Annotated in this window: 14 protein-coding genes and 2 tRNA genes; 3 read left to right on the top strand and 13 right to left on the bottom strand. The window is 45.5% G+C overall.

Features of this window, described 5'->3' with window-relative positions; all coding sequences use genetic code 11:
* Window positions 1–36 precede the first annotated feature (36 nt).
* The 4 genes from AC5O63_RS07635 to AC5O63_RS07620 form a co-directional block, all read right to left on the bottom strand.
* Complete coding sequence (locus tag AC5O63_RS07635; RefSeq protein WP_494504504.1) at window positions 37–2091, bottom strand: hybrid sensor histidine kinase/response regulator; 2055 nt, start codon at window positions 2089–2091, stop codon at window positions 37–39.
* A 196-nt stretch (window positions 2092–2287) separates the two neighbouring features.
* A complete protein-coding gene (locus AC5O63_RS07630) occupies window positions 2288–5335 on the bottom strand; it encodes an SbcC/MukB-like Walker B domain-containing protein (protein ID WP_494504503.1) in 3048 nt (1015 codons plus the stop codon).
* Window positions 5336–5343: 8 nt separating this feature from the next.
* Window positions 5344–6474, bottom strand: a complete 1131-nt coding sequence (locus AC5O63_RS07625) for an exonuclease SbcCD subunit D (RefSeq protein ID WP_494504502.1) — start codon at window positions 6472–6474, stop codon at window positions 5344–5346.
* 110 nt (window positions 6475–6584) lie between these two features.
* Entirely contained in the window at window positions 6585–7667 is a 1083-nt protein-coding gene (locus tag AC5O63_RS07620) for a ketoacyl-ACP synthase III (RefSeq protein ID WP_494504501.1), read from the bottom strand.
* 147 nt (window positions 7668–7814) lie between these two features.
* Here AC5O63_RS07620 and trxC point away from each other — a divergent pair, with 147 nt between their 5' ends.
* Both trxC and AC5O63_RS07610 read left to right on the top strand, forming a co-directional pair.
* Window positions 7815–8249 (top strand): thioredoxin TrxC, encoded by a 435-nt coding sequence (trxC, locus tag AC5O63_RS07615; protein WP_054962252.1) that lies wholly within the window; start codon window positions 7815–7817, stop codon window positions 8247–8249.
* 197 nt (window positions 8250–8446) lie between these two features.
* Window positions 8447–9607, top strand: coding sequence for an MFS transporter (locus AC5O63_RS07610; RefSeq protein ID WP_494504500.1), 1161 nt, complete (start codon window positions 8447–8449; stop codon window positions 9605–9607).
* A 24-nt stretch (window positions 9608–9631) separates the two neighbouring features.
* On the opposite strand, the gene AC5O63_RS07605 is transcribed toward AC5O63_RS07610, so the two are convergent.
* Together AC5O63_RS07605 and AC5O63_RS07600 are read right to left on the bottom strand one after the other, a co-directional pair.
* Window positions 9632–10027: a nitrous oxide-stimulated promoter family protein gene (locus tag AC5O63_RS07605; protein WP_494504499.1), complete on the bottom strand. Its 396-nt coding sequence runs from the start codon at window positions 10025–10027 to the stop codon at window positions 9632–9634.
* A gap of 2 nt (window positions 10028–10029) precedes the next feature.
* Window positions 10030–10548 (bottom strand): GNAT family N-acetyltransferase, encoded by a 519-nt coding sequence (locus AC5O63_RS07600; protein WP_239824625.1) that lies wholly within the window; start codon window positions 10546–10548, stop codon window positions 10030–10032.
* Window positions 10549–10658: 110 nt separating this feature from the next.
* On the opposite strand from AC5O63_RS07600, the gene AC5O63_RS07595 reads away from it, so the two are divergent.
* A complete protein-coding gene (locus AC5O63_RS07595; RefSeq protein WP_494504498.1) occupies window positions 10659–11096 on the top strand; it encodes a DUF4174 domain-containing protein in 438 nt (145 codons plus the stop codon).
* Window positions 11097–11153: 57 nt separating this feature from the next.
* Here AC5O63_RS07595 and AC5O63_RS07590 read toward each other — a convergent pair.
* The 7 genes from AC5O63_RS07590 to AC5O63_RS07560 all read right to left on the bottom strand — a co-directional run bounded on the left by AC5O63_RS07590 (window position 11154) and on the right by AC5O63_RS07560 (window position 17657).
* Window positions 11154–11227, bottom strand: a tRNA-Cys gene (locus AC5O63_RS07590).
* 45 nt (window positions 11228–11272) lie between these two features.
* Window positions 11273–11359: transfer RNA gene (locus AC5O63_RS07585), tRNA-Leu, on the bottom strand.
* Window positions 11360–11541: 182 nt separating this feature from the next.
* Window positions 11542–11871 carry a nitrite reductase small subunit NirD gene (gene nirD, locus AC5O63_RS07580; RefSeq protein WP_494504497.1) on the bottom strand — a complete coding sequence of 110 codons (330 nt, stop codon included), beginning with the start codon at window positions 11869–11871 and terminating at the stop codon, window positions 11542–11544.
* Window positions 11871–14354: a nitrite reductase large subunit NirB gene (gene nirB, locus AC5O63_RS07575; protein WP_494504496.1), complete on the bottom strand. Its 2484-nt coding sequence runs from the start codon at window positions 14352–14354 to the stop codon at window positions 11871–11873. Before nirB ends, nirD begins: the two co-directional genes overlap by 1 nt.
* A 12-nt stretch (window positions 14355–14366) precedes the next feature.
* Window positions 14367–15239: an ABC transporter ATP-binding protein gene (locus tag AC5O63_RS07570; protein WP_367938671.1), complete on the bottom strand. Its 873-nt coding sequence runs from the start codon at window positions 15237–15239 to the stop codon at window positions 14367–14369.
* 12 nt (window positions 15240–15251) lie between these two features.
* Complete coding sequence (locus AC5O63_RS07565; RefSeq protein WP_494504495.1) at window positions 15252–16220, bottom strand: ABC transporter permease; 969 nt, start codon at window positions 16218–16220, stop codon at window positions 15252–15254.
* A 63-nt stretch (window positions 16221–16283) separates the two neighbouring features.
* Entirely contained in the window at window positions 16284–17657 is a 1374-nt protein-coding gene (locus tag AC5O63_RS07560) for a CmpA/NrtA family ABC transporter substrate-binding protein (RefSeq protein ID WP_239824632.1), read from the bottom strand.
* Window positions 17658–17698 lie beyond the last annotated feature (41 nt).

Below are 17698 nucleotides of genomic sequence, written 5' to 3'. Positions count from 1 at the left end.
AAATAGAGGCGTTATTATTTAAGCATGCCGTTTTGATTAGATGTAATCCGCTACTTTATCAAGTAATTTAACTTTATCGACAGGCTTAATTAAGTATCCATTCATACCCGCTTGGTCAATTTTAGTGAGGGTTTCTTTTCGATTATCACCGGTGTGTCCAAGAATCGGCACGTTAGCGTAGACTTCTTCTGACTCTCGAATAAGTGTCGTAGTTTCTAAGCCATCCAACATTGGCATTTCGAGGTCCATCAGAATCAAATCAACCTGTTCACTGCTTAGAACACTCAACACTTCATTGCCATCTCCGGCCTGAGAAACTTGGTAACCCTGCTTGTTGAGCAAGATAGTGGTTAACTGCCTCATTGATTCATTGTCATCGGCAATCAAGATACGTTTACCAACCACGGCAGGTGCTTTTTTCGGAATAAGGTTTCGATTAGGCTCAACGTTACCAAACATAAGCGCATCGACCGACTGAGTGACATCAAGCAGAAATTGCGCTTTCTCTTTTGGATAGAAAGTAAGAAATCGGCTGAAGCAATTATGGTACTGACCATCATGAGCAAAGAGCATCACGATTTTTGCTTCAGTAAAGTGGAGCTTAGACTCCAACATTAAATACTCTTGCTCACTGCATGTCTCTAGATCGAGTAGTATCAAATCGTATTCAAATTCGAACTCTTCCTTCCCCCTAGCCTGCTCAAAATCGACCACATCACACAGCGCCCCTGTGTAGAAAGTAAACTCGTTCAATTTACGTTTGACCGCTACATCATCACCAACGTAAAGCATTGATTTAGTTCTTAGAATATCTTGTTTGATTGAAGACACTTTTTGGGACTCATATCGAGGAAATTTAAGGGTAAAGCGCGTCCACTCTCCGAGCACCGACTCACATTTTATTCTGCCGCCAAATGCTTGCATGACGCGTTTACAAAAAGGCAATCCAAGCCCATAGCTTGAGGATTTTCCTGATGTATAAAAATCTTTAAAGACAAACTCTAACTTATCTTTCTCTATCCCGATTCCGTTGTCTTCGAAGTAGAGATAGTTAAACTCATGATCACTCCTAATCGTGATCGCAATCTTAAACTCTTCACCATTCTGGTAATAGAGTGAGTTCTTTAGCAAATTGTACAACGCGTACTTCAATAACGTATCGCTACCAAAGTAGTCAAAATCACTTTCGACATGTAAATTCACCACTTCTTTGGCGTGATCGCTGGGGTAAGAGAAACTTGCCAGCGATTCTCTGGTGATCTTCTCGACAGAATAAGACCGAAACGTTGAGTGTGATACTCGGCTCTGGTCAATGGAGGTAAGCAATAAATCTATCGCTTCGTTACCATTGCGTATGACTTCATCCGCTCCTGACAGCACTTCTTTCATGCGCTCGATATCCAGCTTGTCGATCTCTGCTTTATCTCCTTTAATTGTTTTTACTGACGGTAAAGACGAATCAAGTACATCTACGGATGCTTTAAGCGCGCTTAACGGATTGCGCATTTCATGAGCGATACCGGCACCAAATGATTTGGCAATTGAGACTTTCGATTCATGCTCCACTTGGTTACGGAAATAGAACAAGTTACCGAACACATAGGTAAACAAGAATATTGGGATGTAAGGCCAAATCACGACCACTTCTGTCTCAACTTTGGCAGGCGCGTGTTCTAATCCATAGCTAAACAAGTAGGCCGCTACAATGGCAGCCATTGCCTGCAGCAACATGACACGAGTCTCATGGACTAATAACACATGAAGAAAGATCGAGGACATGAAAGACATTGCCCAAACTGTCGACCATTCATTCATAAACATCATAAACGAGAAAAAGAACGGTAAGCAGATGGTGATTGTGGCAATGTAATAGTATGGCAGGTAACGCTTAAGCGGCGGCGGTGCGTACTTTCTGAGCGCTAATCCAAGCAGGAGCAAAGCACAAAAAAGCCTTAGTGGACCATTCTCGTAGGGTTGAGGATAAACGTAAGACCAAATGTAGAAGTATGCAGGAAAGCCGAAGAAGCCCATCCACCCGACTAACTCAAGGTTGGGATCTGCGTACTGATAAATCTTCTTTACTACATTCATGCATTACAACCGCTACGCGCAACTTCCTTATCGCCTAGAGCACCAATAAAGCACCTTAAGCCCCCGTTAAAAGAATATATCTGCTAGGCAAAAAAGAATTGCCTGCCAACTGTCATCAATTCGATGCTCTTAACATAATTCATTGTTATAGATTGAGCATACGCAACATAGTGAACTATGTAAATTTTAGCCTGCTCTACGCATGCATACCAACTAATTGAACACGGCTACCCAATCGAGACGCTTCGACATCAATTCTTAAAGGCATTTGCTCTTTAAGTTCAGTAACATGAGAAATTAAGCCAATCATACGCCCTGCTTGTTGCAAATCAATCAGTGTTTGAATCGCTAAATCCAACGACTCTGGGTCCAAGCTACCAAACCCTTCATCAATAAACAGAGTATCAAGCGTAATGCCGCCACTGTATGACTGAACCACATCAGATAAACCCAGCGCTAAAGCAAGTGCCGCCATGAACGACTCTCCACCAGACAAGGTTGCAACATCACGCGTTTTTCCGGTGTAGCCATCTTCAACACTCAAATCGAGTCCGCGACCTGCCGCTCCTTTGAAGCCTTCTGTCTTACGGACCAGTTGATACCGCCCTTTGCTCATCATATTTAAACGTTGGGAGGCTTGAATCAACACATCGTCAAGCAGTACGCCGAGAACAAATCTGTGTAGACTGACTCTACTGCCTGTTTTACCACTCGCTACGTCATAGAGCGTGCCGTAGACCTTGTACTCCGCTTCTAAACGTTGGTTCTTGTCATGCAGGCTATTGATATCTTTTTGCACCTTCTCTAGGCGCTCAGTCATTGAATGTACTGTATCTAACAAACCTCGACATTCGCGGTATTTTATCTCTGCGCCATCCAGTTCAGTTTGTTTTTTGTCAAGATCTGGCTTTTCAATGTCATTTAACTGCTCATTAAGGTCTTTAACAGACTGTTCTAACTGAGTAGCAGTCTGAACATACTCATTAATTTGCGCTTGCCATTGATCATATAATTGCGGTTCTATGCGAGCTTGAAGAAACTGCTGTAGCGAATCTAATGCAGAGAGTTCTAGCTGAGACTGCCACTCTTTGTTTGCTTTTTGACTGTGTACTTTTCCAGCTTCGAGTAACTGAGTCGTTGAGCTTCTTTCCGTTTCAATAGCAACAAGCGCTAATTTCGCCTGTTTCGCCGATTGTTGAGCCTTTTCTAACGCCTGACTGAGCTGTGTAATGTTCGCTTTTTGAGCGAGATATTGGCGCTCGACCACATCAACTGAGATGTATTGTGGATCAATAACTGAGGATACTTTTTCAAGTTGCTTACTTTGGACACCTATCGCTGAGTCATTTGCAGAAATCAACGATTTCAGTTCATTGATTTTCCCTTCACCATCGGCGCAGCGTCGAGTTAGCTTTTGAACGGACTTTTCCATCTTATCAAGATCAATCGCCGCTAATACGTCTAACCTCGTCTTCTGCTGGGCTATCTCTTGCTGTAGTTGCTCAACGCTCATAGCAGCGCCTACACCTAACTCGCGTTGTAACTCTTTAATGTGCTTGTCTTGAACCACTATGGTCGCTTGCTGTTGTTCCAGTACACTAGTTTGTCGGTTTAACTCTTCAATCGCACTGCGTTCTTGCTGTCGAGCGGCTTGCACCGACTCTTTAGAAACAGGCTCACCTTGAAACATGGCAGGTGAAGGGTGCTCTTGGCTACCACACACAGGGCACGGCGAACCTTTTTCCAGCTTTTGAGCCAAGAATGCAGCTTGCGAGTTGTGCCAACTCAGTTCTTGTTCATCGGCGTATTTTTGCTTTTCAGCAACATCTTTTTTCGCCTTCTCGACTTGTTCAGTAAGTGGTACAAGCATTTGCTGTAGGCGAGCAAGTTCGGCGGTTTGGGCTGCAAGCTTGTTAAGATCATCAAGCAGACGCTGATTGCTTAATAGACCAGTTTCTAAGTTTGATTTCTCGGTCAGATCTTTGCGCGCTTGTTCAAGTGAACTGGCACCTGATTCGGCCTCTTTTTGCAGTTGCTGTCTAAGCTCATTGTATTGGATGAGCTTTTTATCATAATCAATTCGAGTGGTATTGAACGCGCTAATGCTTTTCTCTAGTTCCGCTTTCTCAATCAGTTTTGCTTTGACCTGATCCAGTTTATACAAGGCTTCAGTGAGCACAGGGACTTGCTGTGCGTTCTCGTCGGCACTCTTTAGTAGCTGTTCTTCGTGTTGAGAAGCCTTTTCTGCAGCTAGATGTTGAGCTTGTAGAGCCTCTAGCTTGGTTTGTAGATCAACTACCTGTTTCGCGCTTGACTGCATACTAGCGTAAGCTACTTCAAGATGGCTCGCGCTCTTAGCCAGCTTTAATTTAGATTCAAGCTCGGTAATCTGCGCTTTGTTCTCTAGATGTGATTGCTGAGCCGCCACTGTCGAAGTACGCTTATTAAATAACTCATTGAGCGATTTAGCTTTGTTTAGCTCACTCTTTACAATATTGAGAGCCTCTAGCTCCTTCGCCTCAACGCTTTTCGCTTGTTCGAGTTCGCTACGAGAATGAATCAATCGCTCTTGTAACTCTTGTTCTGTGGACACTTCAGCCACTTGCAATGCACCGCGGATTTGATTGTCGAACTCATCTTTTGCCTTGCTAATCGCACTGGCTTTGTCTTTCAACGCAAATTCGATTTTCTTGTACACATCTGTTTGGAACAGCTGGCCGAATATTGCTTCGCGTTCTTTTGATGAAGCGAGCAACAGCTCCCTGAACTTGCCCTGAGGCAACACCATAACCTGTCGGAACTGGGTTTCATTTAATCCAAGTAGGTTGGCAACTTCATTTTTAACCTGAGCCGTTTTACTTGTAATTAGGACTTCATCATCGGTAATTTCATACAAGGAAGCAATGTGTTTGCGTGTTGTCAGACCTTCACCACGTGCTTTCGGTGCTTCTTGCTCAGGCGCGCGGGTGACTCGATACTGTTTGCCGTTTAAGGAGAACTCCAGAGTTACTTCTGTCAGTAAATTCGTTGCAGCTTGGTCGCAGCGCATTTGAATGCCCTGACGCTCATTGCCCGTCGTTTCGCCATACAAGGCAAAGCAAATCGCATCGAGTATTGACGTTTTTCCGGAGCCCGTTGGACCATTGATAAGAAAAAGTGGATTAGAGCCTAACTGAGTGAAATCGATTTGCTCTGTTTTAGCAAAAGGGCCGAAAGCCTGCATTGTTAATTTAATTGGTTTCATGATATGGCCTATTGCTCACTGAGTTGCTTGATGATGTCTGTGATGGCTTTGTCTTGCTCTTCACTAAGCTGGCTATCTTGTGCTTCAACAAAGAAATCGCGAAACATATCGACTTCACTGCGCGCTAACTTGGCTGCTGCCATTTGCTGTTCAACACCCACCAGCATGCCTGGTTTTTCTAGGTGCAATACGTTGGGGTAGACCGCCCTAAGTTTCTCCATAGGATTTAAGATTGCGTGCCTATCCATTAATCGAACCAGTAAATAGTCGTGGCTGTTAGGGTCGGTTTTACCTTGGGCAATGATTTCATCCAACTCCCCTTCGATTATGCGCATTTCGTGGGGGGCACTGAGGTCAATATGGGTTGCTGACTTAAAACCCGATTCATCAAGCTCAACTAATGTCATGCCTTTCTTTTGATGCTGCTCAGAGAAACTGTATTTCATTAGCGAGCCTGAATAGCGGATGTACTCTTCACCTTTCTTCTGCGGCTGATGAAGATGCCCAAGGGCAACATAATCAAACGAAGTAAAGTGCTCGTGGCTCACGCGATCAGAGCCGCCAATAGACAGCGGTCTTTCTGACTCTGACTCAATCGCACCATCAACAAAGCAGTGAGAAATCAGCACATTGGTCGCATTAGGGTCAAAAGTGGCAGTAATCTCATCACACAGCAGCTTATGCGCATCATCGTGGGTAGACACTGGCTGCTTAAAGTGATGGCGCACTAGCTCCGGGTCATTGTAAGGCATGCCATAAAAGCGAACTGTACCCTTGTCTGTTTTCAGCTCAACCGGCGTCAGCATATCTTCAAAGTTGGCAATAATATGAAGCCCTGACTCTGCCATTTGCTGGGAGCCAAAGCCTAAGCGCTCTGCTCCGTCATGATTGCCTGGGATTAAAATTATCGGCAGCTTTAATTCGCCGCACACTCGACTTACAAACTGATTCATCAATTCAATCGCTGCGGTGGGAGGCACAGAGCGATCGTAGACATCTCCCGCGATAACCAAAGCATCAACTGGGTTGGATTGAATGTATTCAATGATCTGTTCGAGAACGACTTTTTGATCATCTAAAAGAGAAACATTGTGAAATTGACGACCGAGGTGCCAGTCAGAAGTGTGGAGGAATTTCATGTAAGCCCAGTGTAATTCTTATACCTAGGCCAATATAATAATATCAATGCGAGGTTCATTGATATAAAAAGTCGCACCGAGTGTGCGACTTTTGTACTTAAATTATCGAGTTATGGACGATTCTTACAATGTTCAACGGCATCTTTTACAAGCTCAAGCGCCGATAGTTCACATTCTGGAAGCTGAGCATCACTTTTACCTAGCGGCGTGACTCGCTCGCCCCATTTTAAGTGGCTTGCTCCCCAAGTTAGTCCTGCACCGAATGCGGCAAGTAGCAAGTTATCACCCGGCTTAACGAAACCCTGCTCTAACGACTCACATAGCGCAATTGGCACAGTAGCGGCCGAAGTATTGCCATACTTTTGAATGTTCACAAAAGCCTTATCTTGGCTTATGCCTGAGAGATCGCACAAGGTTTGGATAATACGGATGTTCGCTTGATGCGGAATCACAACATCAACATCATCCGTAGACAACTCACTGCGTGCCAACACGTTTTGAGCCGCAGCTCCCATACCTTTTACTGCGCGCTTGAAGATCTCTTTACCAACAAAATTAAAATCCCAATGGCCATTGTCAGCCGCGAACCTGTCCATACACGTACCAAACTTAGGTACAGCCAAAATATCACGCCCTGCTGAATCACAGCCAAGTTGCGCGTTTTGTAGGCCAACCTGCTCTTCTGTTCTGGTTAAGACAACCGCACCAGCACCGTCACCAAACAAGACCGCGGTATCACGCATTGTCCAGTCGATGAAGAAAGACAGGCGCTCAGCACCAATTACGATTGCGTTTCTGTAATTGCCAGCTTGTATTAATCGAGTCGCGGTTTCTAAGCCATAGACAAAGCCTGTACAAGCTGCGTTCAAATCAAATGCAGCCGCCGCTGCAATCCCTAGGTTTTGCGCGACTTTTGAAGCGGCATTTGGAATCAGTGAGTCAGGTGAACAAGTGGCAAGAATAATTAAGTCAATCTCATCTGCACTTTTACCAGCACAAGCGAGTGCATGTTGCGCTGCGACCGTCGCCATATCAGACATATTGACATGACTAATGCGTCGATTTTCAATTCCGGTACGAGTGCGGATCCACTCATCAGAAGTATCTAGGAAAGTACTTAGGTCTTCATTGGAAAGCGTTGCGGGAGGTAGGCATTTTCCCCAACCAGTAATTTCTGCATAGAAATTTTTCATTTAGAGCCTTTAATTTAGTTATTTGTATCTCTTGGTATAAACAGAGTATAACTAGCAGCGACAGTCACTGTCATCTCCAACTACCCAAATGACTTCAAGATAGAGGTTATTGGCAAATATAAAACAATAGAAAATGAGAGAGATATCATGTCTACCTTCAACACGCGTTGCCCATCTTGCTCAGGCGTGAATCGTGTGCCGTCAGAACGCATTTCTGAAGCACCAACTTGTGGAAAATGCAAAAACCTTCTTTTAGACGGAGCTCCTGTAGAAGGAACTGAGAGCAATTTTGAGGCAATACTAAACAGTGATACACCTGTTGTCGTCGATTTCTGGGCCCCGTGGTGTAATCCTTGCGTAGGGTTTGCTCCGGTATTTTCTGACGTTGCAGCAGAGCGGACAAAAGATGTTCGATTTGTAAAAATTGATACCGAAAGCCAGCAAAACCTTGCGGCTAAATATCAAATTAGAAGCATTCCTACAGTTATGGTCTTCAAAAATGGCAAAAGAGTCGATGTGATAAACGGAGCACTTCCTAAAGGCCAATTTGATCAATGGCTTAATCAAGCTCTAGCCAAATAAAAGCCTTCATATTTATCTAGTTTAAAGCGAGTAAATGTGTACATTTACTCGCTTTTTTGTTTGATTTATTCATCAAATATGACGATAAATATTCTTTATCGTCATGAGCAAAAGTTTTTGTTTTACCTTTCACCTATTTAACCCCATAGTCGCGCCGAAATTTGTTCAGTTTTACGACAACTAAAGAGGCCACGACATTGGAAAATACCCTTCAACCTGCTCCAAAAGCTCGCATTTCTGTACCGGTTATTGCGCTTGCTCTTTATGCGGTCGCGTCGGGATATTTGATGAGCTTAATTCCTTTGATGCTTTCTGAGTATAACTTGGATTCATCGTTGGCTAGTTGGCTCGCCAGTGTTTTCTACGCGGGGCTATTGATTGGTGCGGCTGGTATCGAACCTTTGGTTAAAAAAGTGGGCCACCGAAACGCCTTTGTATGGTGTTTAGTGACGTTTATTACCACCATTATGGTTTTACCAATGGTCGCTCATGCCACAGTTTGGCTTGTTGCTCGTTTTGTCGCGGGTGTTGCTGTCGCAGGCGTGTTTGTTATTGTTGAGTCTTGGCTACTACACGGCGACGAAAGCGCACGTGCGAAAAGACTAGGCCTTTATATGGGTTCTCTTTACGGTGGTAGCGCAATTGGTCAGCTAGGTATTGGCACTATCGGCGTCTCTGGTGGTGTACCATTTATCGCTATCGTTACCTTATTGCTACTCGCGGTTGTGGTACTTGTATTTGGTGACAGCGACCAACCGGAAAGTGAGCATAGCACGCCACTGTCACTAAAACAGATTAGCAAGTTGAATCATGCCGCGATCATTGGTTGTGTGGTTTCCGGCCTCACTCTCGGCGCGATTTACGGGTTGATGCCAGTTGAACTGCAAAATCGTGGCATTGAACATAGCGATATTGGTGGCCTAATGGCGGTCGTCATTCTAGGTGGTATGGCTGTTCAACCAATTGTGCCTTGGTTGTCTAAATTCCTAGGACGCACACTACTTATGGCTCTGTTCTGTCTGCTAGGCGTAGCAGCCATTACGTTCACTTCAATGGTCACCGGGCTTCAAGCTTTAGGAATGGGGCTATTTCTATTGGGTATGGCGACTTTCGCTCTGTATCCAGTCGCGATCAACCTTGGGTGCGACAAACTTGACGCTAACTACATAGTGTCAGCCACTCAGGTGATGTTGTTTAGCTACAGTATTGGCTCTGTTGCTGGACCAGTGGCAGCCGATGGATTCATGACAGGCTCTCAAGGTTTGATGGGTTACCTGTTTGCGGCACTTCTTGCGACTTGTATCTACATGTTAATCGCGAGCATCAAGACCAAGCATCAAGCGGTCGCTGGGGAATAACAGCTAACTCGTATTAAGGGACGCTTATTGCGTCCCTTTTTGGTCGAGCTTTCTCTGGTGTCTGTTTGACGCGCCAGCTTCGGGCTTTTTGGGAACAGGTTTGCGTTCATGTAGTAGATGGCGAATAGCCAAAATCGGATGCGGCAGCAACATTCTTGGCCCAGAATATCTCATGACTTGGCGCATCTGCTCTTTCTGCTCTGCTTTATAACAGTGGATCGGGCATTGATTACAGGTGGGCTTACTCTGCCCATAGGGACAACGATCTAATTTAGTTTCAGCGTATTCAAGCAAGCTTTGACACTCAGCGCACAGCCCACTCTTGCTGCCATGGTGCGCACGGCAATAAATAAACATCATTGCACGAACCGTTTTGAATTCGGTCAGCAGTTCACCACGAAGAATATTTGAAACAGCCATAGTTACTCTCGGCAAAGACTCAGTTGGTACAACAATAAGTCTACTGTATCACTCAACGTATCTTGAACTTTGACATAGGTAAAACCAAGTTTAGATAGTAAGGCTCGACTTCCTTTATTGTCAGAAGTGGTAATCGCGACCAAATCTTCAATTTTATTGGTTTCACACGCGTAGTTGATGACCGCTTTTCCCGCCTCATACCCATAGCCTTTGCCGTATGAGCTTGGCATAAACCCATAACCGATATCGTAAGCGTCAAGTTCGGGCCGTTTGATTAAGCCACATACGCCAATCTTTTCACCACTCTCTGTGACTTCCACCAGCAATAGACAAACACCAAACTCTCTATGCATGCCCAGTATTTTTTCTTCAATGTACACTCTGGCGTCGCTTTCACTGCGGATGTTCTTGTCACCAATAAACTGCAAGAAGTCTTCGCTGTTGTAGAGTTCATGAATAAAAGGGGCATCTTTAAGCTCAACCATTCTCAGCGTCAAGCGCTCAGATTGCAGTGTACGCATGGCAAAATTTCCGTCTATTTTTGTCCGAGGCTTGAGCTTACCACCTACAATTAACGTAGAACATGTGTAACAAGCACATTTTTATAGACCATCACCGGAGGATTGTCGTTATGCGTGCTGCACTGCTACTCACCATTGCGCTACTCAACTCAACCATGAGCTGGGCCTACCCTTCTTATTCCGCTGAATGGTCGCACCGCAGCGTGATCTACTTTGCCCCTACCAATGACGAGCACGTAAAACAGTTTCTGTTGGAAACACTGATTAATGAATGTGAGCTTCAAGACAGGGATCTTATCACTCTAGTGGTCACTGAAGATGGCTTTAGCATGCCTAAATGGGTAAAGCATGAGTTTAACCTCAAGGCATTATTCAATATGTATGATGTTAAGCCCGGCACTCACACCGCAGTGTTGATCGGTAAAGATGGTGGAGAAAAGCTACGTTGGGGAAAACAAACAGACTGGGAGCATGTGAAACAAACCATCGACGTGATGCCGATGCGACGCTATGAAATGGCGAAGAAAGTCAGCCCTTGTTCTGCTTAGCGATTTACTGAAGATACAAAAAAACCAGCCTAAGCTGGTTACTTTCTCATAAGAGAATGGAGGCGCGTCCCGGAGTCGAACCGAGGTCCACGGATTTGCAATCCGCTGCATAGCCACTCTGCCAACGCGCCTCAAATTATGCTTTTTACCTAACCAGCTTTAGCCAGAAAAGTAGATGGTGCCCCGGGCCGGACTTGAACCGGCACAGCGCGAACGCCGAGGGATTTTAAATCCCTTGTGTCTACCAATTCCACCACCAGGGCAACGCTAAAAGCGATGGTACACCATCATTCCCACAAGCAATGTCGTGAGAACGAGTTGTACTTTAACGGAATAAATTTTCCGGTCAATCAATTAATTTCTATTTTTGTTCAAATGGTTAAAAAGAACACCGCATCGAGCAACATACCGTCAATACGGTGGTTTTATCAGCGCAGTGGTTTTATTAAAGTGATAATGTTACAACGCCCTGCTCTACTTCTACCGGGTAAACCGTTAACTTTATTGTTGGCTCTTCCACACACACGCCACTACTGAGATTGAAGTGCTGTTTGTAGAGTGGTGAAGCAACACATAACTCACCATTAATATCCCCAACTATTCCTCGACAAAGCACATAGGCCTTACCAATTGGGTCCCAATTCTGGATAGCGAAAACACCTTGGTTAGGAATGTAGAACAGTGCGACTTGTTCACCGTCTATCAGAGCGCCTCGACCTTGGTAAGGTGAAAGATCCGATAGTCTGCATATTTCTAGTTTCTCAGCGACTTCCATTACACTTCCTCCTTCACTGGAATGCGTTGCCCACGTACTCTTTGATATGGAAGTACTTGACTGGTTTCTTCTGCATTAATAAACGGTTTGAACTTAACCAGTTTGTCACTGTTTTCAAGCGTGCTCTTCCATTCACATTGATAGGTATCAACGACATGTTGCATCTGAGCTTCAAGCGAATCAGCAATACTCAATGAGTCTTCAATCACCACTTGTTTTAGGTAGTCTAACCCACCTTCTAGATTTTCCATCCATACCGAGGTTCTTTGTAAACGATCCGCCGTTCGAACGTAGAACATCAAGACACGGTCGATTAACGCAACCAATTCTGCTTTAGAAAGGTCAGAGGCAATTAAGTCAGCATGTCTTGGTCTCATCCCTCCGTTACCACACACATACAGATTCCAACCGTTCTCAGTCGCGATGACACCAATATCTTTACTTTGTGCTTCAGCACATTCACGGGTACACCCAGATACTGCGAACTTGATTTTGTGCGGTGCGCGCAGCCCTTTGTAACGATTTTCCAATTCGATTGCTAAGCCAACCGAGTCATCAACGCCATAGCGACACCAAGTCGAACCAACGCAGGATTTAACCGTTCTGAGTGACTTACCATACGCGTGGCCGGTTTCAAATCCCGCATCAATTAGCGCTTGCCAGATATCCGGTAGCTGTTCGACTTGAGCCCCAAATAAATCAACACGCTGACCACCTGTTATCTTGGTGTATAGGTCATACTTCTTCGCCACTTCTCCTAATGCGATCAACTTGTCGGGCGTAATTTCTCCCCCCGCCACTCTAGGAACAACCGAGTAAGAACCATCTTTTTGCAGGTTTGCCATAAAGGCATCGTTAGAATCTTGCAGCGAGCTGTGCTGGGGCTCCATGATGTGCTCATTCCACAATGAGGCAAACACTGATGCAGCGGTGGGTTTACAAAGATCACAGCCGTGACCTTTACCGTGCTTCTCTATCAATGTATCAAAGTCTTTAATTTCTTCGACTTGGCAAATATGGAATAACTCTTGGCGCGATAACTCAAAGTGCTCACAGATATGATTGTTCACCTCGACGCCCATCGCTGTCAGCTGAGCATCTAAGACACTCTTCACCATGTTGCTACAGCCGCCACAACCTGTGCCCGCTTTGGTTTCGGCCTTGAGGGTGTCAAGATCATGAGCGCCAGCCTGTATTGCATTAACCAGATCACCTTTACTCACGTTGTGACACGAACAAATAATAGCGGTATCTGCCATTTCGCCATTAAGCATTCCCGTATCAAAAAGTAGGTTTGCCGCATGGTCAGGAAGGGGCGTTTCATTTAAATAGCATTGCAGTAAAGCGTCATAGTCTGAGTTATCCCCGACAAGAATGGCGCCTAGCAGCTTGGTTCCGCTCTGATCAACGACGAGTTTTTTATACACGCCAGCAACCGCATCTTGCAGTACCATCTCCTGCGCGCCATCCGTCGCTTTATGCGCATCACCAATCGAAGCGACATCGACACCGAGTAGCTTCAACTTGGTGCTCATATCTGCACCGGTAAAGTCTGCGTTTTCACGACCAACGAGCTTATCGGCTACAACGCGAGCCATGGTATAACCCGGAGCCACCAAGCCAAATATCTTCTCTTGCCAAAGCGCACATTCTCCAATAGCGAAAATGCTTTCATCACTGGTTCGGCATTGATCGTCAATGACAATGCCGCCGCGCTCACCAATATTGATACCCGCCTGCCTAGCCAGTGCGTCTTGCGGTCGAATACCTGCAGAGAAAACAATGACGTCTACTTCAAGAGGATCAGCATCTTTAAACACCATCCGATGTGTTGCACCTTCGCCATCACAGATTTTTTCAGTTGCCGTTGAGGTATGAACCGTTAGACCTAGCTCTTCGATCTTCTCTTTCAGAACTAAGCCCGCACCATCATCAAGTTGAACAGGCATTAAGCGCGGTGCGAATTCGACGACGTGGGTTTCCACCCCCAGCAGTTTCAAGGCGTTTGCAGCTTCTAAGCCGAGTAGTCCACCACCAATGACAGCACCGGTTTTCGCGCCCTGACACGCTGTTTTTATTTCAGAAAGATCATCTAACGTTCGGTAAACAAAGATATTGTCTCTATCGTGACCTTCAATAGGCGGTACGAATGGATAAGAACCTGTTGCGAGCACGAGCTGATCGTACCCTAAGACACTGTCCTCATCTAAAACCAAGCGTTTGTTGTCCCGTTCGATTTTGGTTACTTGGCTGCCTAGCATCAACTCTATGCCATGTTTGCTGTACCACTCTTCACTGCTTAACATCAGATCCTGATGGCTGTTGCCAGAAAAAAGCGATGAGAGTTGGACTCGGTCATAGGCGATGAAACGCTCTTCACCAATCACCGTAATGCGCTTTTCAAGGTGAGCACCTCGTTCAACAAGCTGAGCAACAAGGTGATGCCCAACCATACCGTTACCGACGATTACTACATGTTCCATTGTCTAACTCCTTTATGCCGTCTTAGCGGGTACTTCGAGCTCTTTCTGCTCGGTACTTTTAGGTTGAGTACTTGGTTTAGACTGCTTTTCATACAAGAAACGCAGCACTGACTGACGGTATTTCTGATACTGCGGGTCATCGGCAAGCGCAACACGGTTACGTGGGCGGGGCAATTCAATCTCCAACACCTCACCAATGGTTGCCGCTGGGCCATTAGTCATCATCACGATCTTGTCTGAAAGCAGTACCGCTTCATCCACATCATGGGTAATCATAATCACGGTATTGTTCAGCTCGGCTTGGATTTTCATCAGTGAGTCTTGCAGATGAGCACGAGTCAGTGCATCAAGCGCGCCAAAGGGTTCATCCATCAAAAGGACTTTTGGCTGAAGGGCAAGCGCGCGGGCAATGCCGACTCGCTGCTTCATACCGCCTGAGATTTCATCAGGCTTTTTATCCGCAGCGTGAGACATTTGAATCAAGTCGAGATAATGTTCGACCTGCTCTTTGATCCACTGTTTAGCGCTTTGCTCAGAAGTGGTGTTTTGAGACAGCTGGCTTTGTGCAATCTGCTTTACTGCCAGTTCTACATTTTGATAAACCGTTAACCAAGGCAATAACGAATGATTTTGAAACACGACAGCGCGCTCTGGTCCTGGTCCACTTACCTCACGACCATCAACAATCACTCCACCATCCGTAGGCAGGTGAAGACCCGCCACTAGATTAAGTACTGTCGATTTTCCGCAACCTGAGTGTCCGATCAGCGAAATAAATTCGCCTTTATTAATCTGAAGATTGACGTTTTTTAAAGCGATAAATTCGCCATTCGGGGTTGGGAATCTCATCCCCAACTGAGTTAAATCGAGTAGTGCTTTAGACATAGGAAACTCCTTTTATCGCAATGCCTGTTGCTTATTCCAAGACAACCACTTCTGTAGTTGCAACATGCCTCGGTCTAGCAGTAAACCAATGAAACCAATCGTGATGACAGCGACCATAATGCGCCCCAGTGAAGCCGAGCTGCCATTCTGGAATTCGTCCCAAACAAACTTTCCTAGTCCCGGGTTTTGTGCCAACATCTCTGCGGCTATGAGTACCATCCATGCGATACCGAGCGATAAACGCAATCCGGTAAAGATCATCGGAATTGCAGACGGAAGCACGATGACTCTGATATGTTGCCACCAAGATAACTGCAGCACTTTGCTGACATTGATAAGATCTTTATCCACGCTAGTGACGCCAACGGCCGTATTAATCAGCGTTGGCCACAAACTACACAGGGCAACTGTCAGCAACGAGTTAACAAAAGATTTAGCGAACATAGGATCGTCACTAACGTATGTTGCACTCACCACCATGGTGACTATCGGCAGCCACGCCAGTGGAGAGACAGGTTTAAGCAATTGAATAATGGGGTTAAATGCCTGATAAGCACCTTGGTTTAAGCCAAGGACAATACCTAGCGGTATAGCAATCAAAGTAGCCAATAAAAATCCACTGGCGACCGTTATTAGGCTAGTCACGATTTGATCAAAGAATGTGGGCTTCCCCGTGTAAGGTCTAATCTTGACCTTAGCATCAGGATTTTTTGCTAGCTTTGCAGCATTACGTTTTTCTTGTCGCTCGATAAAGGCGACTTCTTTTTTTCTTTCATCCCAATGCTCTACCACTAAGTTACTGAACTGCTGGTAGGTTTGAGCCGGACCAGGAAGTGTTCCTAGTGAAGTTTCTACCTGACGTGCACTGAAATGCCACATCATCAAGAACATCAAGATTCCAATCACAGGTAACAAAAAAGCTCTGCTCTTGTTCGCCACCAACTGCTTACTCGGAATAAGTGAGATTACATTGCTCGACATAACAACTCCTATACATCCTTGTTATTGTTTTGTTGGAGGGGACTCGCCCCTCCTCAACTTGTTTTAAACTTTGTCTTTGCCTTTAAGACCGATTGAGAACTTCTCTAAATACGCGTTAGGCGAACGACCGTCGTAGACGATGTTGTCGATAAAATGTGTTTGTGGAGCGCGGAAACCATCTTCAGTGGCAAAATCTGGGAAGTCTTTGCTGGTGAGTACCCCGTCTTCAATCAGCGCTTGTGCAGCTTGTTGGTAGATATCTGGGCGATAAACCTCTTTCGCGACATCCATATACCAATCATCAGATTTTTCTTCAGGAATTTGTCCCCAGCGGCGCATTTGGGTCAGATACCAAATCGCATCGCTGTAATAAGGGTAAGTGGCGTTGTGGCGGAAGAATACATTGAAATCAGGCACCTCTCGAACATTGCCTTTTTCGTACTCGAAAGTACCTGTCATGGAGTTCGCTATCACTTCGAAATCCGCGCCGACATATTCGCTTTTTGCTAACAGTTTGACCGCTTCAACTCGGTTGGCGTTGTTGTTCTCATCTAACCAATGAGCCGCTCGGATAAGCGCTTTCACCACACGAATGTGCGTGTTGGGGTATTTTTCTGCCCACGATTTGGAGACACCAAACACTTTCTCAGGGTTGTTTTTCCAGATCTCATAATCAGTCACGACTGGCGCACCAATACCTTTAAATACTGCCTGCTGATTCCAAGGTTCACCAACGCAGTAACCTTCAATCGTTCCCGCTTCCATCGTCGCAGGCATTTGTGGTGGTGGAGTTACACTAAGCAATACGTCTGCATTGAGTTGCCCACTGTTATCTCCGGACTTAGGCGCGTAGTAACCTGGGTGTATGCCGCCTGCAGCCAGCCAATAACGCAGTTCATAGTTGTGAGTAGAGACAGGAAACACCATTCCCATGTTGAACGGCTTACCTTCATCAAGATAACTCTCGACAACAGGTTTAAGTGCGTCAGCCTTAATTGGGTGAACTAACTTTCCATCTGCCTCGGTCGGAATATTGGGTTTCATCTGCTGCCATGTTTTGTTTGAAACCGTAATCGCATTACCGTTGAGATCCATACTGAATGCGGTAATCACTTCCGCTTGGGTACCAATGCCAATTGTTGCGCCTAACGGTTGCCCTGACAGCATGTGTGCTCCATCAAGCTCACCGTCAATCACTCTATCGAGCAACACTTTCCAGTTCGCTTGCGCTTCTAACGTGACGTACAAGCCTTCATCTTCAAAATAACCTTTCTCATAGGCAACAGCGAGTGGCGCCATATCGGTAAGTTTAATAAAGCCAAATTTAAGGTCTTCGAGTTCCGGCTCACCCAACTCGGCTAAGGTGCTAGGTACATAAAAGGTGGTGGTTAACGCTGCACCCACCAGAGTACGCTTGATTGCTGACTTCCATTTCATAACTTTTCTCCAATAAAAAAGGCGCTACGCCTCCGAAGAGT

It is taken from the genome of Vibrio sp. SCP2 (assembly GCF_059295395.1).
The sequence above is the reverse complement of the archived record's forward strand: the minus strand, read 5'-3'. Positions and strand labels throughout refer to the sequence as shown.

Bases quoted from the DNA above. Each gene is read 5' to 3' on its own strand.
- AC5O63_RS07635 (WP_494504504.1), bottom strand. From the start codon at position 2,091: ATGAATGTAGTAAAGAAGATTTATCAGTACGCAGATCCCAACCTTGAG.
- AC5O63_RS07630 (WP_494504503.1), bottom strand. From the start codon at position 5,335: ATGAAACCAATTAAATTAACAATGCAGGCTTTCGGCCCTTTTGCTAAA.
- AC5O63_RS07625 (WP_494504502.1), bottom strand. From the start codon at position 6,474: ATGAAATTCCTCCACACTTCTGACTGGCACCTCGGTCGTCAATTTCAC.
- AC5O63_RS07620 (WP_494504501.1), bottom strand. From the start codon at position 7,667: ATGAAAAATTTCTATGCAGAAATTACTGGTTGGGGAAAATGCCTACCT.
- trxC (WP_054962252.1), top strand. From the start codon at position 7,815: ATGTCTACCTTCAACACGCGTTGCCCATCTTGCTCAGGCGTGAATCGT.
- AC5O63_RS07605 (WP_494504499.1), bottom strand. From the start codon at position 10,027: ATGGCTGTTTCAAATATTCTTCGTGGTGAACTGCTGACCGAATTCAAA.
- AC5O63_RS07600 (WP_239824625.1), bottom strand. From the start codon at position 10,548: ATGCGTACACTGCAATCTGAGCGCTTGACGCTGAGAATGGTTGAGCTT.
- AC5O63_RS07595 (WP_494504498.1), top strand. From the start codon at position 10,659: ATGCGTGCTGCACTGCTACTCACCATTGCGCTACTCAACTCAACCATG.
- nirD (WP_494504497.1), bottom strand. From the start codon at position 11,871: ATGGAAGTCGCTGAGAAACTAGAAATATGCAGACTATCGGATCTTTCA.
- nirB (WP_494504496.1), bottom strand. From the start codon at position 14,354: ATGGAACATGTAGTAATCGTCGGTAACGGTATGGTTGGGCATCACCTT.
- AC5O63_RS07570 (WP_367938671.1), bottom strand. From the start codon at position 15,239: ATGTCTAAAGCACTACTCGATTTAACTCAGTTGGGGATGAGATTCCCA.
- AC5O63_RS07565 (WP_494504495.1), bottom strand. From the start codon at position 16,220: ATGTCGAGCAATGTAATCTCACTTATTCCGAGTAAGCAGTTGGTGGCG.
- AC5O63_RS07560 (WP_239824632.1), bottom strand. From the start codon at position 17,657: ATGAAATGGAAGTCAGCAATCAAGCGTACTCTGGTGGGTGCAGCGTTA.